Raw genomic sequence first — 25185 nt, 5'->3', positions numbered from 1 at the left:
CTCGGCGCGAATAGTCCAGCGAAAAAGCGCAACAAAACCGAAACTATTTTTCGGAGAATTCTTTGCGGAATTTCAGCCGCAGTTTTCGTATCCTACGCGAGACAGTCGGCTGTCTTATACCCACGATCTCGGCTATTTCCTTTTGCTTATAACCTTGCCGAAGCGCATCCATGATTTCACGGTCCGTTTCGCTTTGCTTTGCCATAAACGAATCCACGGCGGCGGCATAAATGCAACTTTCGGGAATGCTGTCTTCATTCGATAGAATGTCCGCATAGCACAAGACGTGTCCGTTGGCATCTTTGTCTATCGGCTCGTACAAAGACACTTCGTGCGGGAGTTGCTTATTCATCCGCCGAATAAACATAAGCATTTCGTTGGTTATGCACCGCGAGGCGTATGTGCCGAATTTAATGCCGCGCTCATCATCGAATGTATTCGCCGCTTTGACAAGTCCGACCATTCCCTCGGAAATGATGTCGTCCTTATAGTTTTCGGTCAGCGGATTCTTGGTCAGTTTTTCGTAGAGATAATATACAAGCCGCAGGTTGTCGGTCACGAGCTTGTCACGGTCGAACTGCGTCATTGAGCGCCTCCGTTTTATCCGTTATCTCCCAAGCAAAATAGTCTTTGCCGAAATGCCCTCCGACAGCAGTTTGTCCGAAGACCGGGCGACGGAGGTCGAGTTTGTTTATCGTGCCTGCGACCGACAGGTCAAACACCTTCGCCACCGCCTCGGCTATGAACTTTTCGTTCACTGCGCCCGTATAGAAAGTGTTGATGTCTATTGCGGTCGGATGCGGCACACCTATCGCGTAGGACAGCGTGACTTCGCATTTCTCGGCAAGCCGTGCCGCGACAATGTTCTTCGCAATGTACCGTGCAAGGTATGCGCCGCTGCGGTCCACCTTACTTGCGTCCTTGCCGCACATCGCGCCGCCGCCGTGGTGCGCCATACCGCCGTATGTGTCTACCATAAGTTTGCGCCCGGTCAATCCCGTGTCGGCTTCGAATCCCCCGACCACAAACCGTCCCGACGGATTGATGAGTATCTCCGCATCTGACAAGTCATAATCCGCGAACACATAGCCGATGACATTGTGCCGTATCTCGGCGGTCAGCACTCCGAGGTCTTTCCCTTCGGTGTGCTGTGCCGATACGATGACCGACGTTGTCTTGTCGAACTTATCCCCGGCATACTGCACGGACACTTGGCTTTTGCCGTCGGGCTGCAATCCTTTGATAATGCCTTCGCGCCTGCACTGCTCCAACCGTTCGGTCAGTCGGTGCGCGAGTTCTATGGGCAGCGGCATATAGTTTTTGGTTTCGTTTGTTGCATAACCGTACACGATGCCCTGATCGCCTGCGCCCAATTCCGTTCCGTCCACGGCGGCGGCTATGTCTGCGCTTTGTTCGTGGATGCGCACTTCCACTTCGATGTCTTTCGGGTTATAGCCGATTTGCGCTATTACCGAACGCGCTATGTACTCGTAGTCCACTTGGGCGGCGGTCGTTATCTCGCCGCTTATAAAACACTTGTTGTGCGCAAGCATAACTTCACAAGCGACGCGGCTGTTTTCGTCCTGCTCCAAGCACTCGTCGAGAATGCTGTCGGCTATAAGGTCGGCAAGTTTGTCGGGATGTCCGCTCGTAACGGACTCGGCGGTATAGATGCGTTTCGTCATTGTATCATTCTCCATTTGAATTTTGTGTTTTCGGGTATAATCCCTTGTTCTTCCATAGAAAAGCGTTTATCGAAATCGCGGACTGTGTGTCCGTTCGCCTTGAAAGTAACGGGACTATCCGCGTCCCATTTGAGCAATATCGCCCAATATTCGGGATAGTTCTTGCGCAACAGTCGGAGCTGCGCCACGCTTTGATTGTGACAAAACCAACAGCCTCCACGGGCGGCGGTCGTATAAATCGGACTCAGCAAGTCGTTGTCTTCACACCACTTTCGGCACATCGCCTCTGTCCATCCGTACTCCACGAGCGGACTGCGCTTTGTGTCGGTTAAGTTATGAAAGCGTTTCGGCTCGTCGGCCGCAATTCCGATATACGTTATAGCATTGCGTTGGAGCTTGTCGAGAACGCCGACCTTCAGCCGAGCGTTACACCAATTCCCTTTTTGCAGTGGGAATCCGTATATCTTGCCGCGATTGCGGCTCTTTTCGCCTTTGCACACACTGTAAAAGTAATCTTCGTATGTGCGCGGTGCTGAAATATGTTCGACCGTTATTCCGTACTTCTCTTTGATGCTCTCGTCCGCTTTACGCTTGAATTCCATCATCGGCGGAAGATCCGCAGGAATTCCCTTTGTTGCCAATATCTCGACGTGTACTATTCGGTCGAGCGGAAGACCGTGGCGGCGGATGACTTCGAGCATTGCGAGGCTGTCTTTGCCGTAACTGATACTTGCTATGTATTGCATTGTTCCCCCTCGATTCGTTTCTTGGCTATCTCGAATATTTCGGCGTCTTTTTCTATACCGATGAATTCTCGGTTTGTGTGGCGGCAAGCCACGCCTGTCGTACCGCTACCCATACAGCAGTCGAGGACGGTTTCGCCCTCGTCCGTGTATGTTCGTATAAGGTATTCGCAAAGCGCAACGGGTTTTTGCGTCGGATGATAGCCTTTCTCCGAATTGAACTCCAACACGCTTGTCGGATACCGCTCCCCTGCGTTGACCGTGAACACCGTTTTTTGCTTATCGTAGTTCGCGCTCGGTCTGCCGCTCTTTGCCGAGTAAGGTTTGCCCTTTGTCATTTGCGGATTGTACTTCGGCGGCTTCTTGTAAAACACCAATATGTTTTCGTGGCGTTTGAGCGGCATCTTCTTTGCGTTAAGGTGTCCGCTCCCTTGCCGCTTTACCCATATCCATTCGTAACGCAAGAGTTTTTCATTGCTTGCGCCGAGTAGCTTGTCAAATGGCGTTTGAGCGAACAGCACGATTGCGCCGTTAGCTTTTATGATCCGTAGAAAACATTTCCACAGCCTATCGAGCGGTAACGGATTATCCCATTTGTTTCGCGTCGTACCGTATGGCAAGTCGGTAAGTATCATATCTACCGAGCCGTCAGGCACTTCGTTCAGCACATCGAAACAGTCGGCGTTGTACAGCTTCATACTTCGCCGAAAAATAAAGCCTTGAATATCGCCTCCAAGACTTGCACTACTATTCCGTTGCCCGCTTGCTTATACTGCTGTGTCGAGCTGACACGGGCGGCGGCTATCTTGTCTATCTGCTTGTCTATCCACCCCATAAGCCGCAAGCACTCTCGCGGCGTGAGCTTGCGGATGCGCACGTTTTCGGTTACAACGGCGTTTCCGTCGCCGCACGTCAGTGTATGCGCTATGCCTTTGCCGACCCGACCGCGCTTGGTCTTGCTGCCGGGATAGGTAATGTTGACGTAATCGCCGCGCTCGGCTTCCTCGTAGCCTTGCTTGGTCGCCACCTTTACTTTCAGCGGCTCTTCGAGTTTCAGCACCGCCGACATTCCGCCAGATACCGAACACCGCCCGGTCAGCGTCGGTGCAACGTCATCCAACTCTTGCTTATTGAACGGTTGGAACATTTCGGGTATGTAGCCCTTTTCTTCGATGAACTCTTCGTATTTCCGCGCCACAAAATCTCCCTCGACTACAAGGTTGTCTTTTTGTACCGAGGTCAGCGTATTGCTCACATCGGTTTCGCCGAGTTCGAGCCGCTGTTTTAATTGTTGCCCCGCCTTTCGGTCGGACGGATTGTCTGGATTGCGTCCGCGCATAGCCGCGATACACACGCAGTTCTTTCTATCGCCCGTGAGTACGGCGTTGCTTATCTCGTCATGACGGCACTCGAAATGCTCCTCGCGCTGTTTCCCCTTGCCATTATAATCACGATCCACTGGTTGAAATTGCCCCGCTACAACGACCGTTTCGGGATCGCCTTTTACTATAGGCAGTATTGCGGTTTTGAAACCTTCGGGCCGCGTGGTTATTGTCGGACATAGACCGCTTTTGTTTATCTTGCGGTTGAATGCATCAACGGTATCGCCCACCTCGCAATCATTTTCCAAAACCGTTTCAACTGCCTGCTTGTATAATCGTTCCACATCGCTTGCATCATCATTGTCGACCACGATTTTCAGTTCGGTATTGCCGCCGCCTGCGCAATGCACGGTCGGAGACAGTCCGTTCGGATCGAACACGCGACGGCTTGTTTCGTGCATCCGTTCCCATCTTTCGCCGACACCGTCGCCGACTTTTACGCACTGCGGTCCTTTCCAATCACGGGCGAGTATCGTATTCGCCACGTCGCCTTCTTGCTTTACACTGTTTCGGCGCGAGTTGAAGTGCGATGTCAGTATGCTCCGAATCGTACTCTCTTTTAAGTAGTATCTCTCGTCCACAACTGCGTCCAACATATCGCGCAATCGGAGTTTGAGTTCGCGCTTTTGCGGAAAGAAAAAAGGCTCGTGCTCGCCGCGAATGGACACGCAAAACACACGCTCACGGTTTTGCGGAATTCCGTAGTCCTTGGCATTCAGCACTTTCCAATAGTTGCTGTAACCGAGTTCGGCGAGAAACGACAGCCACTTATCAAAGTCGGCTTTGAAGCGTTTGCCTACAAGGTTTTTCACGTTTTCGAGGAGCAAGTATTTGGGCAATGTTCCCTCTTGGGCGGCGGTATTAAGTAACCGCTCCACCTCGAACAGTAAACCGCTGCGCGTCCCCTCTCTTATTCCTGCGCCGCGTCCCGCCACCGAAATGTCTTGGCAAGGGAACGAATATGTCCAAAGGTCGGCGGGCGGCAACGATTTTATTTCGCGTATATCGCCGAGATTGTTTGCCGAGCCGTGCATCGCCTCGTAACTCTTTATGGCGTACTTGTCTATCTCGGATATACCGACCACTTTATGCGGTACGCCTATGTTTTTGAGAGCCTGCGTTTGACTGCCGATGCCTGCGAACAGTTCGACAAGCCGCAACGGATTTTGCTCCGTATATTCCATCAGTTTCCGCCTCCCAACAATTTCTCCATTATGTCGTCGTTCGGATTTTTATCGTCCCACTTCGACAGTTTGCTTTCGCGCACAACGAGATAGATTTTGCTCCACACGTCGTTTGTCTGTTTTAAGTATTGCTGTGCCATTGCCACGAACGGAGACGGCATTGCCTTTCCGTTTGTCGGGTCTTTGACGAGTAAGCCGTGCTTGGTGTTCATCTCCTCGCACTCTAACCACCGCGCTTTGCAAAAGGCATACTCTTCGAGGTTGTATGGCAGTATGCCTGTCGTACACCCTATGCCTTTGAGCCACGCATACACCGTGCGGTATATCTCTTTCGCCTTTGCCGATAAATAAGAAGGCGGCTCGCTCGGCAGTTCCACACCCTCGGCGTTGAATGTCACGACTTCGATTTCGCGCCTGCCGGGATTGCCTTCGAGTATCTTTTGGGCGGCGGCTTTTTTAGGTCTGCCTGCGCCCGGTCTTCGTCCACCGCTTGCCATAATCCCTCCGTTTTGATTTTTGATTATTTTGATTTTTCGGGCAAAATCAAAAGGGCGGCTGTTGCCGTCCTTTAACGTAGTTAAACATTTGATTTTTTGATTTTCCCGTTTGATTTTTGATTTTGCGAAAATTCGCGCGAAGTTGCGGCCCCGCTCTTTGGTGTTGTTTCCGTAGAGATTTGACTCCCCCTGCCCCTCGCGCGTGTCAGCCTATGGGTATCAGCACGAGCACCTCGCCATCGACCGCAAGCGCGTACTTGCCCGCGCGCTCTTGCGCAAGCCGTAACGGACAACTCGTCGTATCCTTATTCTTGCTGCGCAAACACCTACCGCTCCGCACCTTTCGGAGCGCAAGCATTCCGCTTTCGTTATCCGTTCCCCATAATAGGTCGGTGTTGCGTATGTCATACTTTTCAATCGCCCGCTTACCGAAGCGCACCATTCCGTTCGCGTATATGGTTACATCGGCGGCGGTCGTTTCTTTTGTTACCGACTCGAACGTATATTTTTCGGCGGCTTTATTTTTTTCTTCGCTCATGTCTACTCCTTTCGGCTTATGCCTTTATAGTTGTAGACACATCATACCGTCTTTTTCCAAAAGAGCCCAGCGAAACGCTTGCCAAACCGCAAACTTTTTCAAACTTTATTTTTTCCCGAAGCGACTGCCTTCTTCCACCGACTTTCGACTGTGGCAACTAAAACACAGGCTTTGCAAGTTGCTCGGCGCGAATTTATCTCCGCCTTGCTTTATCGGCACAATGTGGTCGACCATAGTCGCTTTCGTGCGCTTGCCCGCTTTCAGACATTCCTCGCAAAACGGTTGGCTGTTCAGTTGCCGTTTTCGTGCCGCTCTCCATTCGGGCGTTTTGTAAAAATTCTTCGTAAAGTCATCTCGCCCGTATCTGTTGTACTGCTTATCCGTCAGGCGTTTGTGTTCTTCACAGTATTGCCCTTCCACGAGTCGCGGACAACCGGGATAGCTGCACGGTCGTTTCGGTTTTCTCGGCATTCGGTTTTTCCCTCCGTCAATTCCATTATACGGGCGTTTACCGCCTTTTCCGTTTACTTTCGTTTACTTTCGTCTACTCTTTTCAAACACGAGCGGCAAATAGGATTTCGAGCATTTCCACGGCTCGATTTCTCTTTTTGTAAATGGCTGCTTTGCAATAGCCGAGGCGATTTCCGAGTTTACTCATCGACTGACCGTTTATGTATAAGCCGCTGATGATCTCTCTCGCTTCGTCGTCGAGTGCGGCAATACATACGTCCAAAAAGTCCATATCCTCTTTAAGCCGCTTGGATTCCACCGTGCCGCCGACCGCCGCCTTTGCTTTATTGAGTTTATAGTTTTTCAACAGCTCTTTTATCGCCGCCATAATGTCATCTCCTTCTTTGCCGTATTCTTCTTCGAGCAGCCGCTTTTGCTCGGCTTCCCTTATACGCAAATCCCACACCCAATCGGTACTTTCTTTACTGTCGAGTGATGTATTCAGCCAATTCCGTATTTGTCCGTCGTCTTCCGCCTCTCGCGTCCATTCGTCCGCTCGGCACACACCCGACAGTTCCCACAGTTGCATTTTTCCGAAGCGTTTGCCCTTGTAAAAGAACAGCATCAGCATTTCGTCGGCGGTTTCGTCCAAGTATTTCGTGCGGAAATAAAAACCGTTTATCCGACCCTGCCGACCGTCTATGTATTCCTCGGTTTCCCGCTTTATATCCGCTTTCGGTATCGGGCGATTGAATAAACACTCGTAATCGAACTTCGCCTCGTCCGTTACGACTACTTTATTGATTATTATTTCCGCCGCCATTACTTACTCCTTTTCGAATGCCTTTATCGTTTGCCGTACTTCATCCACAGACCGCACCACAATCGCGTATCCGCCTGCGGCTATTATTTGCCGTATCGTTTGCGCTTGCAGTACGGTCGGTTTGTTCTTCCCGACTTTACACTCGAACGCTATAAACCGCCCGCGATAGCACACCACTATGTCGGGTATTCCCGCCGTGCCGTACATGCCGCCGTGCTCTTTCCAAAAAAAGAGGCTCGGCACGGTCTTTAAGTATTCGGATATTTTGCGTATCAAATCGCTTTCTTTCATTTTTACCTCATTTACAAAACCAAGTGTCACAAGTGTCGTATGTGTCGAGATATGACACTTAAACACACCGACACTAACTCACTCTTGTGGATTTATCTGTTTTTTTCTTCGACACTTGCGACGCTTACGACACATACTTCTTTATAAGCGACGCTTTTTCAGTCGTTCTCTCCGTCGTATATCGTCCGTTGATAGCCATACGGCATATTCCTTACGATTCGCTTGAACGTGTGCGTTCGCGTTGCGCTCCGTGTCACGGTATGCTCAATGTCGTCGCAATGCAAGCGGTATTCGTATTTACTGATGAGTTTACCTACTCCCGTCGCGGACTCGGCAAGTTGTTTGCCTGTAACATCGTACACCGCTTTCATCAATTCCGCCGCCGATCCTTTCCATCCGCCCATAGGATTCCGTTTGATGAGTTCTTTTATCGTGATGACAATGGGACTGTTCTCGTACTCTTGGCGTTCTTTCTTTGCTTCGACTTCTTCCGCCGTGCCGCGTACTTCCCATAGATAATCGTATTTATTGAACTGCACGACAATGGACGATTGCTCTATATCTCGCCCGGTCATACTCATTGTCGCATCGTCATCGGTACGCTTTTTCTTGGATATGACGAACACGGTGTCCGCCGCACCCATCAGCGCGGTACTGCCGCTTATCATATTGTAGACGTCGGACTCGTCAGCCATCTTCCGCAAGTGATGGACGAAAAGCATTGTGATATGGTTTTTGTCGGCAAACCGTTTGAGCTCGCCCATTTCGCGGTAGTCTATGGAATACATCGACTCTTTGCTCGACGGCTTGCCACGCACCTTTTGCAACGTGTCGATTATAACGAGTTTGATGTTCGGGTATGTCTTTATCTCATCGACCACGCGCTCCATAAAGCCATTGTCGATCGGGTCGGCGTCGAGTGCGAAATGTACGCCGCTCGGTGCGCGTTTGCCTTTGAGCATTTTTTGCATACGGTCTTTAAGCCGCGCCTTGCTGTCTTCGAGCGCATAATACAGACACTCGCATTTCTTTGTGGCGTATCCCAAGAATTCGTTGCCCTCGGCTACTGCCATACACAGTTGCAACATCATCCACGACTTGCCGAGTTTCGACGGCGCACACAACAGTGCGAGTCCTGTCGGGAGCATACCGTCCACGATCCACGTCGGCGGCGCGACTTCTTCATCTTGTAATTCCGATGCGGTGAAGCTGTCTTTCGCCGTGGCGTACTTTTTCTTGGCGGCGGTCTTTGCCGCTTTGAGATTGCGTTCGAGTTGCGATTTGTTTTTGAGCAGTAGTTCGTTCGGGTCTTTGCACTCCCCGGCAATATTGTAAACATCATACTGCACGTTGAGTTCGAGTAACATTGCGGCGAGATCGCCGCTTGCCTTTTTCCCTGCGTCGTCGTTGTCGAGCGCAAGGATGAGCGTTGCCGTCGGCTTTTTGCTCTTTACTGCGTGGGCGAGTTTATTGATGTTTCCCACGCCGCACAGCGCGATTGCCGGGAAGCCGCACTGCATTATGGAGAGTGCGCAAATCGGAGACTCGACCACTGCGATTGGCGTTTTTCCCTTGTAGAGCATATCCCCGTTGAACAGCGGCTCTACTCCCGCATCCTCGGTCTTCGGCTTGAAGAATTTCTTGTCAATCACGCTCCGCGTTTGATAGTATGTAAGTTTCGACGAGTACGGAATGACCGCCGCCTTGCGGTATGCGTCATACCCCAAGCAATATTTCTTGACGGTTTCGACGGTCAAACCGCGTCGTGCGAAATAATCCGTTTGCGACACATCGGCGATGCACTTTTTGAGGTACGCCTTGATGTCGGGTTTGCTCGGTTTCGTCGTTTCGCCTATGTCGATATGAAACATCTCCGCGAGCAGTTTCGCCGCTTCGAGCGGCTCGATGTTTTTCAGTTTCGACACGAACGCTATGACATCGCCCGTCGCGCCGCACCCAAAGCAAGTGAAGATGTTGGTTTTGCGATCCACGGAGAAGGACGGCGTTTTTTCGTTATGAAACGGACACAGCCCTTTGTCTTTGCTGTTGAGCTGTACTCCGAACTGTGCTACCGCGTCCGCGATATGCACTTGCGTTTTTACTTTTTCGAATATGTCCGTCATCCTATTTCTCCGTTTCCTGCAAGACTATCCACCGTATCTCGATTTTTTGTTTACGCGCATAGTCGATTTCCTTGCGCATACCTTTTGTTATGTTCGTACCGAATACCCACAGTTCGGCGCAATGCTCCAAAAGTGCGAGCCCCATTGCCATTCCATCATTTCGCTCTTTCGGGTTATTATCGTCGAGAAATTGCGTAAAGATGGTATGCGGTGCAAGCGGTATGCACCCTTGACTGTAAGCGTACCGCGCATAATAATTCGCTTTTTCTATGTTACGCTTTACGTCACCTTTGAGCGGCGAGCAGATATAAATCAAAGACTTGGGCGGCGGTCTTCCCACCGCCCGTACCTTTTCATCTTTACTCTTCATCGAGCGCCGTGACCTTATTCGCCATCGCCTTGACTTGTTCGCTCATCGGCGTGATTGCCGCAAGTTCTTCGCTCGTCAACTCCCTGTCCACCCCGAACACCGCCTGCGAGTAGTTGATGCCGCCGCTGTTCTGCACTTTCTTGAGCGTGAACTTCGTGACCACGCTGTTGGTCTTTTTGCCCTTGGAAAGAAGGCGCATCACATACTTGCTGAATTCGCTGAGGCTGCCCGTGGGCAACGACAGAATGATGGGAAGTTGCTCGCCCTCGCGCAAGAGATAGATGCGGCGTTTCTGCTTGCAAGCCTTCGCGCCGTTCTTGCCGCTGCCGAACTTATTGAACGGACAGTCGGCGCACGACTTGACCTCGCCCGTTTCTCCGTCGATACCGATATGACCGTCCATACTGCCGCAGTCGGGCGGATTGTTGCCTCCCGTGTACTCCTCTTTGTAGTAGCAGTTGATGGGATGGTGATGCAGTATAACCGCCTTGAACTCCTTGACGGTGTCGGGCGAGTCGGGATCGTCGCCCGGCACTTCGAACGCCAAGCCGCCGCCCGACGGAATTTTGATGCGGTCGAACGACAGATTGAGTCCGTCGAGTTCTTCGGCGAGAATGCTGCCGAGATCCACGCCGCCCGTGTACTGCGCTACCGCGCTGTTGCCTTCGCTTTTCACGATTTCGTTTGCCATTGTCTTTCTATCCTCCAAATTAATATTTTTTAGACTTGGTCATGCGGATACTGTTCTTTTCCGCTATCTTGATGAGTCCTTCCAACCATTCGGGCAAGGCTCCGCCGTTTTCGGTCATAAGTTCTTTGACCGTTGCCGACAACGTCTTGCTGTTTATGCTGAAAAGGTCGTCGTATCCGTTCGAGCGCATCGCATCCCACAGTTCGGGTTTGCGGTCGGGCTCGGCGGACGGATACTCTTGCACCACGAGCGAGAACGTCGTACCGTCGCGCTTGAACGAGGTCAATTCTTCGGTCGTCATTATACCGATCATTTCGGTCGTAACTCCGTCGATTTCTTCCTCGATCTTTTTCGCCTCGGCATCGAGTTCGCTCTTTCTCTCTTTCAGCAATTTCAGCGTGTCCGAGAGTTCCAACAGTTTGTTATTCAATTTATTCCTACCTCCTTTTTTTATAGCGTCGTCAATGGGAATTCCTTTTTTCAGTCGTTCGGCTACCGTGCTGCGCGGCTGTCCGTAAATGCGGCACAGTTCGGCAAGCGTGAATTCTTTGCCGTACAATGTGTACTTCTTCGTTTTGCCCGTATTGCGATGTTGCCGGGCGGCGGTTATCCACTCACAGTTGGACGGACAATAGTTGCCGTCGTTATCCTTGCGCTCGATGGTCAGTCCGTCCTTATATCCGTTCGACATCGCCCAATAAAAGAATGGCTCGAACTCCGCCCACTCGTCGCACACGGTTATTCCGCGTCCGCCGTAGTAGCGATAGTCCTTGTTCTTCGGATTGGCACACCGCTGTTTCATATTCTGCCAGATGCGGTGCAAGCGCAGTTCGCTGTTCGGCAAAGTCTTTCGCATTTGTTTATAGCATCCGCACGACAGCGTATGTCCGCGCGTTAAGTCCGTACCGCGCACGATTGCCGTACCGCCGCATTCGCAGTTGCATAACCACATCACAGCCGTGTTCTTTCCGTGCGGCGGCAACTTCTCCACCGCTGTCAGCCGCCCGAACTGCATTCCCGTCAAATCGTTAATCTTGCCCATTTAGCATTTGCCTCCAATTATCCACCATAAGATTGGCTATATCGCCTTTGTGCTTTAATGCGTGGAGTATTTTTTCATCCACCGTTCCCTTGCCGACAAGGTGGATGTACAGACACTTTTCCGTCTGCCCGATGCGGTGTATCCGTGCTCGGCTCTGCTCGTAGTTCGCATACGAAAAATCGAGCGAATAAAAAACAGCGACATTGGCGGCGGTCAGCGTGAGCCCCATTCCCGTGGTTTGCAGTTGCCCGACGAAGACTTTGACCGATTGGTCTTCTTGGAATCGACTGACCTGCTCCGCGCGATCTTTCGTTGCGCCGTATATGAGCGAGTACGGAATTTTCTTTTCGTGGAGCATTTCCTCTATGCCCTCGATTTCGGGTACGAACCTTGCGAATACCACGACCTTTCGCCCTTCGTCCAAGCAGGCATCGATGATGTCTTCGAGCGCTTCGAGTTTTGCACTGCTGACCTGCTCGGCTTCGCCTTTTATATCGTCGCGGATAAATCCGCCCGAACATTGGGACAGGCGCAAGAGCTGCGTCAGCACATTCCTTGCCGTTACTTCGCCGTTGTCGAGCTCGGCATAGCAGTCTTTTTCGATGCGCTTATAAATAGATTGCGCTTGCGGCTCCAACGGCACGATGCGCGTTTCGTCGATGAACGGTGGCAAGTCCACCGCATCCTCTATCTTGATTCGGAACGCCACGCTATGCACCTTTGTCACAAGTTCCGCCATATGCCGATAGCCTATAATCATACGGTTTTGGTATCCGCCGAGTATGGCGTAGCGGTTACGGAATAGATAGAAACTCGTGCCGAGTATGCTGTCATCCAAAAACTTGTACTGCGAGAAAATGTCGAGCGGACTGCCTGTTATCGGTGTTCCCGTAAGTATCATATTGTACTTGGTGAGCCGCCCCAATCGGTGCAAGGCTTTCGATTGCGACGCGCTCGGATTCTTTATCTTACTGCTCTCGTCGCATACAATGAGGTCGGGTTTCCACTTGGTTATTTCCGCCTCCAACCGCCAACAACTTTCGTAGTTCACGACGATGATTTGGAGTGCCTGTCCGTTCATAAAATCGAACGCCGACCGCTTCTTTTTCATCTCTCCGTCGAGTATAGTGAGCGCGTATTTGTAGTCGGCGAACTTACGAAACTCCTCTTCCCACACGCCGACAATCGACTTCGGACATACGATGAGCATACGCTTGACGCCTTTCTCTTTTTCGAGCGTACCCGCTATCGCTATCGTCATCATCGTTTTGCCCGTTCCCATATCCGCGAGCAAAGCAACGCCTTTACTTTTCTCGAACGATTGGAGCGCAAAGTCGTAAGCATTTTGCTGATGAACGTAGAGCTTTGCTTTGACTCTCGGTGCGGCGTGCGCACAAACCGCCACAAATGCGTCACGTCGGCTTTTAAGCATCGCAGCGAGTGTTTTATCGAGTTCGCAACCTATGAGCGACAGCGTGGCGACATTTTCGCAACACAGCGGCACGACCCAACACTTATCTTCCGCATCATACTGTCTACCGTCTATCTCTTTTATGCTCTCGCGGTATAGGTATGAGTCGTAGATTCGGATGGTTTCGTTAGATTGGACAGCGTACATTGATGCCCTCCCAATCGATGACCGGGAGCATTTCTTCCGCTCCGAACATTGCCATCAGCGTTGCGCTTTGCGCGTAGTCGAACTCCTCGCCCACAGCCAACATCCTCGCCAATTCATAAGCCGTAAGACCCAATTCCTTGGCTATAAACCGAAAGCCGACGTTCGATTTTTTCATTAGTGAAATGAATAATTTTCTATGTACTTTCATTACCTTCTCCTCGGCTCTTTGAATGTATTTAAGATTGACTGCATAATTGCGAGCCGCTCTCCTTCGAGCCCTTTTGCTATGTCTTCCAACAATTCCGCCTGCTTGTCCGTTAGGTACTTTTTGCCTAACCTATACCCGTCGCTTACATAGACTCCGCCTCCTTTCCCCGGCACGGTGTAGATGGGATAGGACAGTGTCATGTACTCGATATCTCGACGAATCGTGCGTTCGTTGACGCCGAACTCGGTCGCAAGATTTTCGACCGATTCGTGTCTGCGTTCGCATAAAACTTCGAGTATTTCTTGTCTGCGTTCGAGAGCGCTTTGCACTGTTCTATCCACCTCCTTTGCCCTTGATGAGCGTATTCTAACGGGTATTGCGGACACCTAATGTCCGCTTATAAAAAGTTTTTCAAAAAATTTAAGATTGCTTAGCCGCGTTGCGCTTTTTTGATTTACGCTTGACAAGCCGCTCCCTTTGACGTATAATATTAGTACAGTGTTTGATTCTGGTAATCGAAGATTTCGCGCCCATTACCGTTTCATCTTCGCTGTGTCTTTTCGGTTTCGACATACAGAAAATCGCATCTGCTGTATCTTTGAATGATGGAGTGCTGTCATAGAACAGGGTCTGCGTCCATCCGAAGCCAAACCGTCGCTTTACTGCGGCGGTTTATTTTTGGCAAAAGAAAAAGCCGCCGATAAGCGTACTCCCACTATGGGTTTCCGTTTATCGGCGGCTTCTCAATTTTCTTGGATCACCAATCCGATTTAAGTATTGGTCTGAATGGGTTTACACGGTACTATCTCAACCGACACCATCCGTCGATATACTGCTATTAAATTATCCCTTGCCCTTTCGGTGCATATTCTTGTACTTCTTCGTGTCGGCGTGTTATTACCTTACTGACCGAACACGCTTTACATCGCGGACACTGTAACTTAAGTAAGCCTTCCGCATTTCGAAAGCCGACAATCTTTTGCCCGCAATTCCGACAGTATCGGAATTCGGGCTGTTGTGTAATTGGATTCATGCAACATAACCTCCGTTTTCCCAAGATACAAAAGTTTTGATTTATCGCTACTTCATTGGCGCGGTCGGGAATTCCGACGCCGAAGATGGACTCTTTCGTATCCGAATATTAAATCGTCAGCGACCGGGGCAAGTCGCATTCGCTAATATTTTGCGCCCATTCTGGCGAGTTGTTCTCCCGTATAAACCGGGATTTTCGTGACTTTCGCAAAGTCCGCGGCCTTATAGTCTTTGCCGCAATTCTGGCATATCATCCATCCGTTCGTTTCTTCGAGATATAAATGTTTGTTCATCGTGCCGCAATGCGGACATTTTACATCATAGTATCGCATTTTTCCCTCTCCTAATTTAGTATCGTCAATTTGTATAGGTCGTCGAAATATATCCGTTCTTCGCCAATAACCAAGTATCTGTACACCACATCGATATTCGTCACTTTGCCTTGCAATTCAATTTCGTGGTATGCCTTGTAGTATCGTACTTTTATCTCCGCACCTTTCGTTACTCGATTGATTTGTGCTGACAGCCTTTCCGCCGCATCCTCCGAGAGCTCGCGCTTTTCTTCGCGCAAGTGCCTTTCCTCTCTCTCGCGTAACGCTTCTTTGAGTCCTTTCATCGCATCGAAAGGCATAAATTGTTTTGCTCGTTCACTTTGTGTCATTGCCTGCTCTATGCCCTCCTATAAACGTATTCCGCTCGCGCTGCGTTGCACAATCCAAGTAGTTCGTTCCGACGAGTATGGAGTTCTTCCCGAACTTTTCTTTCAGCGCAAGCACCGTTCGCTCTCTACTTTTTTCTCGCTCCACTTCGTTGATATCCGTGAATAAGTCGTAACTCTCGTATGACTCGTCCACCACGTCTTCAAAGTCGATTCCGAGCCGCCGTATAGGAACGGTCCGACTTGCATTTTTGTCGTACAAATCTTTGACGAGCGGAGCGAACTTGGAATTCAATGCCGTGACCAATCCCAATCGCGCAGCCGCGTGTATCGACGGTATTTCGCTTTTGGAATATCCTACATAGATTCCTACTCTGCTCGATACGACGTGCCTTTTCATTAGTTCGTATGCGCCGTGCTGCACCATCTCGGTCATCACGATTCGCGCTTCGTCGAACGAGTAATCTCTGGGGAGTATTTGCGAGAATGACACGGAATGCGATTTGCTTTTATACGCTTTGATGTCGGCTATGGTACACGACTCTCGTCCCCAAGCATGGTCGATGAGTAATTCGGCATTGACGCCGAATTCTTTGTACAATAAGTCAATCGGACCGTGCGCCACTCCGTACATATCGTAGATGGCGTACCTTGCGAGTCGGTTTGCCGTGCCGTCTGCCACTTGCCAAAAATCGTTTATAGGCTTATGCCGCCATAACGTATCGCAGTATGTCTTTTCATCGAGATAGCCGATATGCGATTTGTTTTTCTTGGCGGTAATGTCTAACGCAATTTTGGCAAGATAGAGATTTGTACCGATGCCTGCCGTTGCCGGGATATGCTTTCGCCGCGCGATCTCTTGCACGAGAAATTTCGCAAAACTCACAGCGTCCGTGTTATACACGTTCAAATACGGAGTCGCGTCGATGAATGACTCGTCGATTGAGTAAACGTGAATATCGTCTGGCGAAATGTAATCGAGATATATGTCGTAAATGTCGGCGGCATAGTCAATGTATAATTGCATTTGCGGCGGCGCAATGATGTACTTGATTCCTCGCGGAATTTCGGAAAGTCTACATCGATTGCGAACGCCTTGCGCTTTCAGTTTCGGAGACACAGCAAGACACAGTGCGTTCGATCCACGCGATACATCGGCAACGACAAGGTTGGTTTCAAAAGGATTCAACCCTCGCTCCGCGCATTCGACCGAAGCGTAAAAAGTCTTCATATCGATGCAATAGTATGTCTGCTGTTTGATTGACATATCTCCTCACAGGTCTTTTAATACTTTAACCGCTACTCCTTGTATCTCGCAGTAGTCAACGACAATATCATCGTAGTCGGGATTTTCGGGATGCAATACGATCTTACGTTTTTTCTCGTCGCGGTATAGCCGTTTGAGTGTGTTTTCGTTATCCACGAGCGCGACCACGATATCTCCGTCCTCGGCTTCGCTGGTCTTGCGGATTATAACGATGTCTTCATCGTCAATCCCTGCGTCCACCATCGAATTGCCGTTTGCTCGCAATAAAAAATATTCGCCCGATCCGAGCCACTCCGTCGGAATGCGTATGTAACTCTCCACGCTCTCTTCCGACAATAGCGGCTGTCCGCAAGATATGCTGCCCACAAGCGGAACGCTTACCGTTCCGTCCTGCGACTTGCTTATCTTCTCGGTCACAATCTTGCCGTTGTCATAATCGAGCATTTTACGAGCGTCCATATCTTGCAAATACCGTATGACCGTTGTATGACTTATCCCCAACATATCCGCGAGTTCGCGTGTCGTCGGCGTTCTACCCCTCAAAGAATAGAACTCGTCAACTTCCTCCACTATTTCCTGCATTAATGCTTCGTTCTTCGTGCGCATCGAAAAACCTCCGCCGTATTCTATCCGCACCACTTTGGAACGGATAGGCATAGTATACTACTTTATTTTCTATTTGTCAATGCTCGGATGTGTTAGTTTCGTTACAGTCATAAATATTTTTTATCCGAAATTAAAAAAGACCGCTTAATTTGCGGTCAATCAATCGGTTATATTCTCGATGTCAAACAGCGGACTGTCGAAAAACTCCTTCAGCGTCATTCCGAATCCCTGCGCAATTTGAAACACGATATTTACGGCGTTCGTCTTATTTCGCTGACGTCGTATGTTGTCTATGCTTTGCGCAACGACTCCGCTATTCATCGCCAAACGATATTGCGTCATATCCTTTTCTTTCAGCAATTCGTTTATCCTCGTAGCGAGGGCTTCGTTGAATGTCATTTTTATCGCCCTCCTTAATCAGTCACGGCTTATTAATATTATAAATCTTTTTCAAATTTCTATAATCAGCCACCGCTGATTAGTTGGACATTTCGCTCTTTTACGGTATAATAATTATGAGGTGTTTAATGGATAAAGCCGACAAGCAAAAGTTTATAAAACACACCATAATCGTCATCCTTATTTGCATACCGATGGCGTTCTTATGGTATTTCATAATAAACGCCAATAGCACCCCGTCCTATAAAACCGAAACCGTCACGGCGACCGAGCCGCGCGTTTATGTGACTACCTACGGAGACCGCTATCACAGCGCGGGCTGCTCTTACTTGGCAAAATCTCAACACGCTATGGGAAAGCACGAAGCCACAAGCAAAGGCTATACCGCTTGCAGTCGTTGCGGCGGCAGATCGAGCGGCACAATCTCGGTTACCTATACGAAAAAAATCGAGGTTGACAGCACCGCCAAGAATATTTGGGGAGCAATCGGTCTTTCAGTTCTATGTACACCGTTGGCGTATCTATTTATCTATGTTTTAGTTGCCGACCATATTGAGAATAAAGGATATAAATCCGTTACTCAAAATTTATCGTATCGCTCCCCTCCTCCGAGCAATAAGACAGCCGCCGAGCCTATAACACCGCCGCCGCCAAAAATTTCTATCCGCGTCGGCGATGCGGTAAGTCACAAAGCATTCGGTTTGGGAGTGATTAAAAAAATAGACGGCAAATATTTTACGGTGCAGTTCGATCACGACTCAAAGGATTTTATATGCCCCGACGTTTTTGAGTCTGGTCTTATGGAAGATTTCAATTTGAATAAAAGAAACAATCTTTAGCGGAGGAATGCCAATGAGCAGTTTTAAAAGAAAAATCAACAAACTTACCGAAGATTTTGACCCGGAAGGCAAAGCCCGAACTTGGCAACGGCTGGTGCGGGAACATATCGGAAGCGGTCTTTACCAACATTACGACAGCAAAAAGAAATCATGCAAAAAGGGACATCAAGACATTTTAGAAGAACGCAACGGAGTACCGTGCGATGATATATTGCCGAGAGAGCTAAAAAAGAAATAATAAGCCTTACAGTTTATACCGTTCAAAAAAATAGCCCACTATATCCGCAAGTGCGAAATAGTGGGCTATTATTATTTAGAGTGATAAATTGAATTTTATAGCTCTTTTGACAATTATTCAAGTGTTGCCGATCAACTTCGGCGGTTTTCATGGTCCCGTACTCTATCTGCGATTTCGCGCTTTAAGGTGCGCTTCGAGATACGATATACGCGGTGATTCGATTTGTAAGGGCGCAGTTTAAGCGTGATGATGCCGTCTACCAAAGTCGCCAAAAGAGGCAATCCGCATACGACCGTTACGCCTATCGCCCCGCTGTTGCGAGCAAAAACTTCTCCGAATCTGGCATGGGGCATTCCCGTCCAAAACAATAGCACAATCGTTACGCCGAGCAAAATTTCCGCTCCCCATATAAAAAGAAATCTCTTTGTAAAAGAACTTCCCTTGCGCGCCAAGAAGATGTTCATTCCCGCCGCATATATAATGCAGAAAAAGGCGAAGCAGCAAGCGCAAAAGGTTGAAATAAAGCCCGAAGATGTCGGCCTTTCCGCATGGGCGGGGTTTTGCGGATCGACGAGTATATCCGCGTATTTCCCGACACAGTCATACGCTTCATCATGCCACTTATAGCCCTCTCGGTCGATAAACTTGTATTCCTGCCCGTCGAACGTATAAGAAATCACCAAAAAATACGAGCGCCCGCTGGATGCCGACGACGAGGTGCCCATTGTTTCCACGTCGACCACTTTGCCCAGAACTTTTACATAGTCGGTATCGACTTTGCGCATTCTGACTATATTCCACACCAAAAAGCCGACGCACGCAAGAAAGAGAGCAAGCGCTATCGAGAGAAAAATAATCGACGTCTTTTTATCGTCCTTTTTTTTGAGATCTTCGTTCGCCGTTGCCGCTTCGATACGAGGGTATTTGTGTTCGCTCATAATACTACCTGTCTATTTGAGATAGTGTAACAAGTATGCTGTACTTGCAAATTTTCAAGTGTAAGTTTAACATATTCCATATTTCTCGTTCTCCATGTTAAATTACTGTTTATTTTAGAGAATAGCTTCTCTATTCGGTTATGTCCTTTATCGATAAAACGTCATCGTAGAATATTTTGACGTTCGATACATTTTCTCGGTCTACTTCCAAATACGCCTTGCCGTCCACGACATCATATCGAAAAGCGTCGCCGATATAGGTTTCGTTTGAGGTCTTACACTCAACACGCCTTCCAAAAAATCTTTCGAACATAAGTGGCGAAAGACTTTCTTTGTCGAATCCTTCTTTCATAGAACTATCCAAATCATCCTCGACCGTATCCATCATCTCTATCATGCTATTAACAGCCTCGACCGACAACGGTAAGAATTGGGTATCGGGATTTATTATAACGTTGTTAATGGCGGCGGTAAGGCTCTTGATAAGCGCGGGATATGTAGTCGATTCGACCGTATATTGTTTGTATTGTTCATTTTTGATTTGCGATTTAGCCGTGAAAAGCAATAGCATTTCCCCTTGCGGTGTAACAATGAACGGAATGGCGCATTCTTTTTTGTTTTTGGTGCGCAGGTAGAATACTTGCGCTAATCGCAAGCAACTAATGACATCCACCATTTTCTCAAACGATTTGTCGTCCGCTAAAAGGGTTTTTATCCTTTTCTTTAGTTCGACCCCGGTCATTCTATCCCACCGAGTGCTGTCCTCGGCTACTCGATAAAACAAATATTGAGTATCCTGTTTTATTTCTTCGTTTTGTTCCATAGTGTATCTCCAACTATTTGGTTTGCCGAGTTTCAACGGTTTTAAGTGCTTTTACAACATTTCCAATAAACCGTTCTTTTGCCTGCACTTCGTTAGAATTTAACGGCAATCTCTCTCGCTGCGCCAAAATAAAATCGATATCGTCGCCGTCTAATACTATGTGGATAGACAGTTCACTGCAATACTCGGCACTCGACTTTCCCCATATTGCAGCACCGATTGATCCCGATATCAATGCCCCTATTATCGCATCGCCAATATCGAGTTTAGTCACTGTCGTATGGTCACGCACAATGTCATAATTCACTAACTCGTCAAACGAATGCTTTTCCAACGATCCATATTCACTTCGGGTATAAAATATTCTCTTTGAGACATCGTAGCCAAAAACATATCCGTCGTATATGAATTGTTCTGTCGGAGATAGGTCGTTGGCTTTTAGGTAATCGTTTAATTGTGTATTCGTTACCTCATCAAGAACATTTATTATCTTGTCCACGTTCGCCAATTTTAGATTATACTCATACGAGCCATAATCCGCACGAACATAGCTCGGCCCTATAACCAATGCTTTTTCTTGCCCATTCATAAAAATCCGAACGGACATTTTATCATACTTTGTCGTGCCTTCTATTGTCGAAAAAAGCCTGCGATAGGATACTATGTCCGCCACATTATAAAGTTCGCCGTTGGTATCCGTTCCGAAAACACCCTTTTCCTTATCGATAAAAAAGAAATACTCTTTTGTGCCTATGATAATTTCGGGCTCGATTCCCTTCTCTTTGAAATATTCGTTTCGCGCTTGCTCTTTTTGCTGTCCTTTAATATTTGCGTACTTTACGATGACTACTGCATCTGGAATAAGGAACACGAAAAAAGCGACTAAACCAACGAGCATAATCACATCGTTGTCTGTATTTAAGCCGACTATACTCATTATCAATACTGCCACGCTCATTATCGAAAATATTGCTATAAGCGCGGCTAAAACTTTTTCTTTTTTCATATACAACAGACTTCTCCCTATAAAATATTCAGGACTCTTTGGGAACATAGACAAATCCATCGATGGTATTCACGATGTTTTTTGTCGATGAAAAAATTGTAGGAGATAAAACGCCTATCATTTTATTTTCTGCTATTGCCGTAAAAGAGCACTTAGAATTCCCCTGATAATCCAATCTCGCTGTCGGCATTAATATTCCATTACCTAATTCCCATGTACTGGATACGGTCCCCACAGAATACGATATTTTTACATTGGAGAATTTCAAGTCGGGTTTAGCACTTGCCGTTGAAATATGCACTATGAGAGAAGCCGTATAAAAATATTGCCCTGATAAAAGCGATTCGCTTAGCGCAATAAGATTATAATCGCTGTAGTCAGTATTAATTGCGATATAATCGGAGTAATTGTCTACTGTGAGTTTAACCAAATCATATTCGATTTTAGTATCTGTCGGCGTATTATCATTTGAACACCCAACGAAACTTAGTCCCATAATAGTGATTATAAGCGTAGCAAAAAGAGATATAACTTTCTTCATTTTTATTCCTCCGTTTTATAAATCGGTTTGATTATCCGTCCACAGTTCGCACTGGGTCATAACGGTTTGCACCGCGTCGTCCATCCCTTCAGGCGGGTACTTATGCTTTTTGAGCAGTTTCTTTATGAGCATACGCATCTTGGCTCTCGCGCTGTCGCGCTTTTGCCAATCGACCGTTTTATTTCGGCGGAGCGTGTCGGCGAGTTCCTTGGTTATGGCGATGAGTTCTTCGTTTTCGTAAAAGTCCTTTATGGCTTGCGGCTTAACGAGCGCATCGTAGAACGCCAACTCGTCGGCAGTAAGTCCCATTGCCTCGCCCTCTTTCTTTGCATCGGCGATTTGCCGGGCGATGTTCAAGAGTTCCTCGATGACCTGTTCGTTGGTCAGCATTCCGTTTAAGTACCGATTCATCGCCTCTTGCATTATCTCGCTGAACTTATCGGATTTGACCACGTTGGTGCGCCTATACACTGCCACTTGGTCGGCGATGAGTCGTTTAAGTAATTCGACCGCCAAGTTCTTTTCTTTCATCTTGGCAACTTCGGCGAGGAACTTCGGATCGAACAGCGAGAACTCTTCGTTGATGTCCGAGAATAAGTTTATAACGCCGTCGCTCTTTATGCTTTGCTTTAACAGTTCGTTTATTCGCGCATTCATCTCGCGCAGCGATATGACTTTGCCGCCGCCCGCGTTCATCAACCGAAGCACAAGCACACGCACCGATTCAAAGAACGCCGCCTCCAAGCGCAAGACTTCTTCCACCATCGAGGAGCACAGCGACAAGGCTTGGTGCAGCATAAGAGCCTCTTTTATAAAGGTTTCCTTATCGTCTTCTTTGCCCCGAGCAATGATAAAGTTGACCGCGCCGCTTATCGTCTTTGCGCGGTCGAGGTCGCGCCCGGTCGAAAATGCGGAATAGTCGTAACCGTAGAACAGATCGCGGCACACCGACAGTTTCTCGATGAATTTCGGGAACGCCACCTTGCCGACGTCGGTATCGCCGTAGTTCTTTTTGTCGCGCACGGTGTAGTCGTTCATCGCCTGTTTGAGCGCGGATGCAATGCCCACATAGTCCACGACAAGTCCGCCTTCCTTATCCCCGAACACGCGATTGACTCGCGCTATCGCCTGCATAAGGTTATAGCCGCTCATCGGCTTGTACACATACATCGTGGCGAGCGACGGCACGTCGAATCCCGTCAGCCACATATCCACGACGATGGCGATTTTGAGCGGACTGTCGTTGTCTTTGAATAGAGTGGCGAGTTCGTCTTTGCGGCTCTTATTGCCTATGATCTCGCGCCACTCTTCGGGATCGTCGTTGCCCGACGTCATAACCACCGCCACTTTGTCTTTCCACGTCGGGCGCAATTCGAGTATGCGCTTATAGATTTGCATTGCTATCGAGCGCGAGTATGCAACAATCATTGCCTTGCCCGTAAGCAGATGTTCGCGGTTGTTTTCGTAGTGGTCGAGTATATCGGTAACAAGCGAGTCTATCGTTTGCGGATTTCCGAGCACCGCTTCCATTTGTCCGAGTTCGTGCTTGCTCTTTTGCACGACGGCGGGATCGGCGTTATTCGCCATTATGTCGTATTCGGTGTCTATAAGTTTGAGTGTGGTTTCGTCGAGTTTGAGTTTAATGACGCGGCTCTCGTAGTAGACCGGGCGCGTGGCTCCATCCTCTACCGCCTGCGTCATATCATACACGTCTATGTAGTTGCCGAACACCTCGCGTGTGCTGCGGTCTTTCGCCGATATGGGCGTACCCGTGAATCCGACGTATGTCGCGTTCGGCAAGCTGTTGCGGATAATTCGCGCCGTACCGACTTTTATCTTGCCCGTTTCGGCGTCCACCTTTTCGTCGAGTCCGTATTGACCGCGATGCGCCTCGTCCGCCATAACGATGATATTGCGGCGGTCGGAAAGGCAATCGAACGACTCCTCGAACTTTTGCATCGTCGTAAAAATGATGCCGTTCGCCTTACGTTTATCAAGCAATTCTTTTAGGTGTACGCGGCTCTCCGCTTGCACAGGCTTTTGCCGCAAGAACTCTTCGCACTTGCTGAATTGTCCATATAATTGATTATCCAAATCATTGCGGTCGGTCAATACGACAATGGTCGGGCTGTCCAGCGCCTCTTGCAATAAATGCGCGAAGAATACCATCGAGAGCGATTTGCCGCTCCCCTGCGTATGCCAAAACACGCCGCCTTTGCCGTCGGTCTGCGTTGCCTTCTTTGCCGATTCTATCGCCTTGCGCACGGCAAAGTATTGGTGGTATCCCGCGAGTATTTTGTATGTCTTTACGCCTTCGTTTGAAAAGCATATAAAGTTTTTGAGTATATCGAGCAATCGGTCTTTCTCGAACATTCCCTCGAAGAAGGTATCGAACTGTGCGAACTGCGTATTTTCGTAACTGCCGTCCTTGGTTTTCCACTCCATAAAGCGGTCTTCGCCCGACGTGATTGTTCCCGCTTTGCTCGTAAGATGGTCACTCATCACGCATATCGCGTTGTACACGAACATCGTGGGTATCTCTATCATATAATTGCGCAGTTGACGGTACGCTTCCGACACGTCGGTGTTTTCGCGTGACGGCGATTTCAGCTCGATGAGCACGAGCGGCAAGCCGTTGATAAAAAGAATAACATCTGGACGTTTATTGCTGTTTTCTATGTATGTCCATTGGTTGGCTACGATAAACGAATTGTTATCGCGGGTTTGGTAATCGATCAGGTACACTATGTCCGAGGTTTGTTCGCCGTTATGTAAGTAGCTTACTTCCACGCCGTTTTGCAGGTACTTCATAAATACCGAGTTCTTTTGCGGAAGGTCGGCATTTTCGAAATTATGGAGCTTATACAGCGCGTCCGCTATCGCCGCGTCGGGCAGTTTCGGATTGATTCGCCGCAAAGATCGTTCGAGTTCGCTCTCGTACAGCGGCTTGTAATAATCGCGCTCGACATCGGGACCATACAAATGCGTATAGCCCATGTCTTTGAATAACTCGATCACGGAGTTTTCATAATTTTCTTCGGTGAACGGCATATTGTTGTTCCTCCGTCTATGATTATAGCATATTCTCGCATAAAACTCAATCGTTTAGGTTTTCTATGCGATAAATGATAATTTAGCGGCTTAAATGTCTACGTCGGAAACATCAATTTCGCCACTCATAAGTTTGGGTAAA

29 protein-coding genes are annotated in these 25185 nt (G+C 48.6%); 2 read left to right on the top strand and 27 right to left on the bottom strand.

Features of this window, described 5'->3' with window-relative positions; translation table 11 throughout:
• Positions 1-43 precede the first annotated feature (43 nt).
• From NFR55_RS06950 to NFR55_RS06845, 22 genes are all read right to left on the bottom strand, one after another.
• Positions 44-586: a sigma-70 family RNA polymerase sigma factor gene (locus tag NFR55_RS06950; RefSeq protein ID WP_251547643.1), complete on the bottom strand. Its 543-nt coding sequence runs from the start codon at positions 584-586 to the stop codon at positions 44-46.
• On the bottom strand, positions 567-1685 hold the full coding sequence (gene metK, locus NFR55_RS06945; RefSeq protein ID WP_251547641.1) for a methionine adenosyltransferase: 1119 nt from the start codon (positions 1683-1685) through the stop codon (positions 567-569). Before metK ends, NFR55_RS06950 begins: the two co-directional genes overlap by 20 nt.
• Complete coding sequence (locus NFR55_RS06940) at positions 1682-2431, bottom strand: adenine nucleotide alpha hydrolase family protein (protein WP_251547639.1); 750 nt, start codon at positions 2429-2431, stop codon at positions 1682-1684. The genes metK and NFR55_RS06940 overlap by 4 nt, the downstream gene beginning before the upstream one ends.
• Entirely contained in the window at positions 2419-3126 is a 708-nt protein-coding gene (locus tag NFR55_RS06935) for a DNA-methyltransferase (protein WP_251547637.1), read from the bottom strand. The genes NFR55_RS06940 and NFR55_RS06935 overlap by 13 nt, the downstream gene beginning before the upstream one ends.
• Entirely contained in the window at positions 3123-4994 is a 1872-nt protein-coding gene (gene dcm, locus NFR55_RS06930; RefSeq protein WP_251547635.1) for a DNA (cytosine-5-)-methyltransferase, read from the bottom strand. Before dcm ends, NFR55_RS06935 begins: the two co-directional genes overlap by 4 nt.
• Positions 4994-5491: a P27 family phage terminase small subunit gene (locus tag NFR55_RS06925; RefSeq protein ID WP_251547626.1), complete on the bottom strand. Its 498-nt coding sequence runs from the start codon at positions 5489-5491 to the stop codon at positions 4994-4996. Before NFR55_RS06925 ends, dcm begins: the two co-directional genes overlap by 1 nt.
• Before the next feature lie 205 nt (positions 5492-5696).
• Complete coding sequence (locus tag NFR55_RS06920) at positions 5697-6029, bottom strand: hypothetical protein (RefSeq protein WP_251547624.1); 333 nt, start codon at positions 6027-6029, stop codon at positions 5697-5699.
• 105 nt (positions 6030-6134) lie between these two features.
• Positions 6135-6500, bottom strand: a complete 366-nt coding sequence (locus tag NFR55_RS06915; RefSeq protein WP_251547622.1) for an HNH endonuclease — start codon at positions 6498-6500, stop codon at positions 6135-6137.
• 82 nt (positions 6501-6582) lie between these two features.
• Positions 6583-7302 (bottom strand): hypothetical protein, encoded by a 720-nt coding sequence (locus tag NFR55_RS06910; RefSeq protein ID WP_251547620.1) that lies wholly within the window; start codon positions 7300-7302, stop codon positions 6583-6585.
• 3 nt (positions 7303-7305) lie between these two features.
• A complete protein-coding gene (locus NFR55_RS06905) occupies positions 7306-7593 on the bottom strand; it encodes a VRR-NUC domain-containing protein (RefSeq protein ID WP_251547618.1) in 288 nt (95 codons plus the stop codon).
• A 158-nt stretch (positions 7594-7751) separates the two neighbouring features.
• Positions 7752-9716, bottom strand: a complete 1965-nt coding sequence (locus tag NFR55_RS06900) for an AAA family ATPase (protein ID WP_251547616.1) — start codon at positions 9714-9716, stop codon at positions 7752-7754.
• A gap of 1 nt (position 9717) precedes the next feature.
• Positions 9718-10086, bottom strand: a complete 369-nt coding sequence (locus NFR55_RS06895) for a DUF7768 domain-containing protein (protein ID WP_251547614.1) — start codon at positions 10084-10086, stop codon at positions 9718-9720.
• Positions 10076-10777: a hypothetical protein gene (locus tag NFR55_RS06890; protein WP_251547612.1), complete on the bottom strand. Its 702-nt coding sequence runs from the start codon at positions 10775-10777 to the stop codon at positions 10076-10078. Before NFR55_RS06890 ends, NFR55_RS06895 begins: the two co-directional genes overlap by 11 nt.
• A gap of 19 nt (positions 10778-10796) precedes the next feature.
• A complete protein-coding gene (locus NFR55_RS06885) occupies positions 10797-11819 on the bottom strand; it encodes a gp33 family protein (RefSeq protein ID WP_251547610.1) in 1023 nt (340 codons plus the stop codon).
• The gene (locus NFR55_RS06880) at positions 11806-13437 is read right to left on the bottom strand and encodes a DEAD/DEAH box helicase (protein WP_251547609.1); all 1632 of its coding nucleotides are present in this window, start codon (positions 13435-13437) and stop codon (positions 11806-11808) included. Before NFR55_RS06880 ends, NFR55_RS06885 begins: the two co-directional genes overlap by 14 nt.
• Positions 13418-13645, bottom strand: a complete 228-nt coding sequence (locus NFR55_RS06875) for a hypothetical protein (protein WP_251547608.1) — start codon at positions 13643-13645, stop codon at positions 13418-13420. The genes NFR55_RS06880 and NFR55_RS06875 overlap by 20 nt, the downstream gene beginning before the upstream one ends.
• Positions 13645-13974, bottom strand: a complete 330-nt coding sequence (locus NFR55_RS06870) for a helix-turn-helix transcriptional regulator (protein ID WP_251547607.1) — start codon at positions 13972-13974, stop codon at positions 13645-13647. Before NFR55_RS06870 ends, NFR55_RS06875 begins: the two co-directional genes overlap by 1 nt.
• An 846-nt stretch (positions 13975-14820) precedes the next feature.
• Entirely contained in the window at positions 14821-15009 is a 189-nt protein-coding gene (locus NFR55_RS06865; RefSeq protein ID WP_251547605.1) for a phage terminase large subunit family protein, read from the bottom strand.
• A gap of 11 nt (positions 15010-15020) precedes the next feature.
• A complete protein-coding gene (locus NFR55_RS06860) occupies positions 15021-15338 on the bottom strand; it encodes a YolD-like family protein (RefSeq protein ID WP_251547603.1) in 318 nt (105 codons plus the stop codon).
• Positions 15325-16566, bottom strand: coding sequence for a Y-family DNA polymerase (locus NFR55_RS06855; protein ID WP_251547767.1), 1242 nt, complete (start codon positions 16564-16566; stop codon positions 15325-15327). Before NFR55_RS06855 ends, NFR55_RS06860 begins: the two co-directional genes overlap by 14 nt.
• 42 nt (positions 16567-16608) lie before the next feature.
• The gene (lexA, locus tag NFR55_RS06850; RefSeq protein ID WP_251547601.1) at positions 16609-17208 is read right to left on the bottom strand and encodes a transcriptional repressor LexA; all 600 of its coding nucleotides are present in this window, start codon (positions 17206-17208) and stop codon (positions 16609-16611) included.
• 159 nt (positions 17209-17367) lie between these two features.
• Positions 17368-17607 carry a helix-turn-helix domain-containing protein gene (locus NFR55_RS06845; RefSeq protein WP_251547599.1) on the bottom strand — a complete coding sequence of 80 codons (240 nt, stop codon included), beginning with the start codon at positions 17605-17607 and terminating at the stop codon, positions 17368-17370.
• 128 nt (positions 17608-17735) lie between these two features.
• Here NFR55_RS06845 and NFR55_RS06840 point away from each other — a divergent pair, with 128 nt between their 5' ends.
• Together NFR55_RS06840 and NFR55_RS06835 are read left to right on the top strand one after the other, a co-directional pair.
• Complete coding sequence (locus NFR55_RS06840; RefSeq protein WP_251547597.1) at positions 17736-18446, top strand: hypothetical protein; 711 nt, start codon at positions 17736-17738, stop codon at positions 18444-18446.
• Between the two features lie 13 nt (positions 18447-18459).
• Entirely contained in the window at positions 18460-18684 is a 225-nt protein-coding gene (locus NFR55_RS06835) for a hypothetical protein (RefSeq protein WP_251547595.1), read from the top strand.
• A gap of 131 nt (positions 18685-18815) precedes the next feature.
• Here NFR55_RS06835 and NFR55_RS06830 read toward each other — a convergent pair whose 3' ends face one another.
• From NFR55_RS06830 to NFR55_RS06810, 5 genes are all read right to left on the bottom strand, one after another.
• Positions 18816-19622 carry a DUF3592 domain-containing protein gene (locus tag NFR55_RS06830; protein WP_251547593.1) on the bottom strand — a complete coding sequence of 269 codons (807 nt, stop codon included), beginning with the start codon at positions 19620-19622 and terminating at the stop codon, positions 18816-18818.
• A 130-nt stretch (positions 19623-19752) separates the two neighbouring features.
• On the bottom strand, positions 19753-20445 hold the full coding sequence (locus tag NFR55_RS06825) for a hypothetical protein (protein ID WP_251547591.1): 693 nt from the start codon (positions 20443-20445) through the stop codon (positions 19753-19755).
• Positions 20446-20458: 13 nt separating this feature from the next.
• The gene (locus tag NFR55_RS06820) at positions 20459-21451 is read right to left on the bottom strand and encodes a hypothetical protein (RefSeq protein WP_251547589.1); all 993 of its coding nucleotides are present in this window, start codon (positions 21449-21451) and stop codon (positions 20459-20461) included.
• Between the two features lie 28 nt (positions 21452-21479).
• On the bottom strand, positions 21480-21992 hold the full coding sequence (locus NFR55_RS06815; protein ID WP_251547587.1) for a hypothetical protein: 513 nt from the start codon (positions 21990-21992) through the stop codon (positions 21480-21482).
• 15 nt (positions 21993-22007) lie between these two features.
• Positions 22008-25043 (bottom strand): type I restriction endonuclease subunit R, encoded by a 3036-nt coding sequence (locus NFR55_RS06810; protein WP_251547586.1) that lies wholly within the window; start codon positions 25041-25043, stop codon positions 22008-22010.
• Positions 25044-25185 lie beyond the last annotated feature (142 nt).

Source organism: Pumilibacter intestinalis (assembly GCF_943193005.1).
Taxonomy (GTDB): Bacteria; Bacillota; Clostridia; order Christensenellales; family Pumilibacteraceae; genus Pumilibacter; species Pumilibacter intestinalis.
This window is presented reverse-complemented; position numbering and strand designations above follow the sequence as displayed.

Excerpts from the sequence above, each read along its gene's own strand:
- NFR55_RS06950 (WP_251547643.1), bottom strand. The coding sequence starts at position 586 with ATGACGCAGTTCGACCGTGACAAGCTCGTGACCGACAACCTGCGGCTT.
- metK (WP_251547641.1), bottom strand. The coding sequence starts at position 1,685 with ATGACGAAACGCATCTATACCGCCGAGTCCGTTACGAGCGGACATCCC.
- NFR55_RS06940 (WP_251547639.1), bottom strand. The coding sequence starts at position 2,431 with ATGCAATACATAGCAAGTATCAGTTACGGCAAAGACAGCCTCGCAATG.
- NFR55_RS06935 (WP_251547637.1), bottom strand. The coding sequence starts at position 3,126 with ATGAAGCTGTACAACGCCGACTGTTTCGATGTGCTGAACGAAGTGCCT.
- dcm (WP_251547635.1), bottom strand. The coding sequence starts at position 4,994 with ATGGAATATACGGAGCAAAATCCGTTGCGGCTTGTCGAACTGTTCGCA.
- NFR55_RS06925 (WP_251547626.1), bottom strand. The coding sequence starts at position 5,491 with ATGGCAAGCGGTGGACGAAGACCGGGCGCAGGCAGACCTAAAAAAGCC.
- NFR55_RS06920 (WP_251547624.1), bottom strand. The coding sequence starts at position 6,029 with ATGAGCGAAGAAAAAAATAAAGCCGCCGAAAAATATACGTTCGAGTCG.
- NFR55_RS06915 (WP_251547622.1), bottom strand. The coding sequence starts at position 6,500 with ATGCCGAGAAAACCGAAACGACCGTGCAGCTATCCCGGTTGTCCGCGA.
- NFR55_RS06910 (WP_251547620.1), bottom strand. The coding sequence starts at position 7,302 with ATGGCGGCGGAAATAATAATCAATAAAGTAGTCGTAACGGACGAGGCG.
- NFR55_RS06905 (WP_251547618.1), bottom strand. The coding sequence starts at position 7,593 with ATGAAAGAAAGCGATTTGATACGCAAAATATCCGAATACTTAAAGACC.
- NFR55_RS06900 (WP_251547616.1), bottom strand. The coding sequence starts at position 9,716 with ATGACGGACATATTCGAAAAAGTAAAAACGCAAGTGCATATCGCGGAC.
- NFR55_RS06895 (WP_251547614.1), bottom strand. The coding sequence starts at position 10,086 with ATGAAGAGTAAAGATGAAAAGGTACGGGCGGTGGGAAGACCGCCGCCC.
- NFR55_RS06890 (WP_251547612.1), bottom strand. The coding sequence starts at position 10,777 with ATGGCAAACGAAATCGTGAAAAGCGAAGGCAACAGCGCGGTAGCGCAG.
- NFR55_RS06885 (WP_251547610.1), bottom strand. The coding sequence starts at position 11,819 with ATGGGCAAGATTAACGATTTGACGGGAATGCAGTTCGGGCGGCTGACA.
- NFR55_RS06880 (WP_251547609.1), bottom strand. The coding sequence starts at position 13,437 with ATGTACGCTGTCCAATCTAACGAAACCATCCGAATCTACGACTCATAC.
- NFR55_RS06875 (WP_251547608.1), bottom strand. The coding sequence starts at position 13,645 with ATGAAAGTACATAGAAAATTATTCATTTCACTAATGAAAAAATCGAAC.
- NFR55_RS06865 (WP_251547605.1), bottom strand. The coding sequence starts at position 15,009 with ATGCGATACTATGATGTAAAATGTCCGCATTGCGGCACGATGAACAAA.
- NFR55_RS06860 (WP_251547603.1), bottom strand. The coding sequence starts at position 15,338 with ATGACACAAAGTGAACGAGCAAAACAATTTATGCCTTTCGATGCGATG.
- NFR55_RS06855 (WP_251547767.1), bottom strand. The coding sequence starts at position 16,566 with ATGAAGACTTTTTACGCTTCGGTCGAATGCGCGGAGCGAGGGTTGAAT.
- lexA (WP_251547601.1), bottom strand. The coding sequence starts at position 17,208 with ATGCGCACGAAGAACGAAGCATTAATGCAGGAAATAGTGGAGGAAGTT.
- NFR55_RS06845 (WP_251547599.1), bottom strand. The coding sequence starts at position 17,607 with ATGACATTCAACGAAGCCCTCGCTACGAGGATAAACGAATTGCTGAAA.
- NFR55_RS06840 (WP_251547597.1), top strand. The coding sequence starts at position 17,736 with ATGGATAAAGCCGACAAGCAAAAGTTTATAAAACACACCATAATCGTC.
- NFR55_RS06835 (WP_251547595.1), top strand. The coding sequence starts at position 18,460 with ATGAGCAGTTTTAAAAGAAAAATCAACAAACTTACCGAAGATTTTGAC.
- NFR55_RS06830 (WP_251547593.1), bottom strand. The coding sequence starts at position 19,622 with ATGAGCGAACACAAATACCCTCGTATCGAAGCGGCAACGGCGAACGAA.
- NFR55_RS06825 (WP_251547591.1), bottom strand. The coding sequence starts at position 20,445 with ATGGAACAAAACGAAGAAATAAAACAGGATACTCAATATTTGTTTTAT.
- NFR55_RS06820 (WP_251547589.1), bottom strand. The coding sequence starts at position 21,451 with ATGAAAAAAGAAAAAGTTTTAGCCGCGCTTATAGCAATATTTTCGATA.
- NFR55_RS06815 (WP_251547587.1), bottom strand. The coding sequence starts at position 21,992 with ATGAAGAAAGTTATATCTCTTTTTGCTACGCTTATAATCACTATTATG.
- NFR55_RS06810 (WP_251547586.1), bottom strand. The coding sequence starts at position 25,043 with ATGCCGTTCACCGAAGAAAATTATGAAAACTCCGTGATCGAGTTATTC.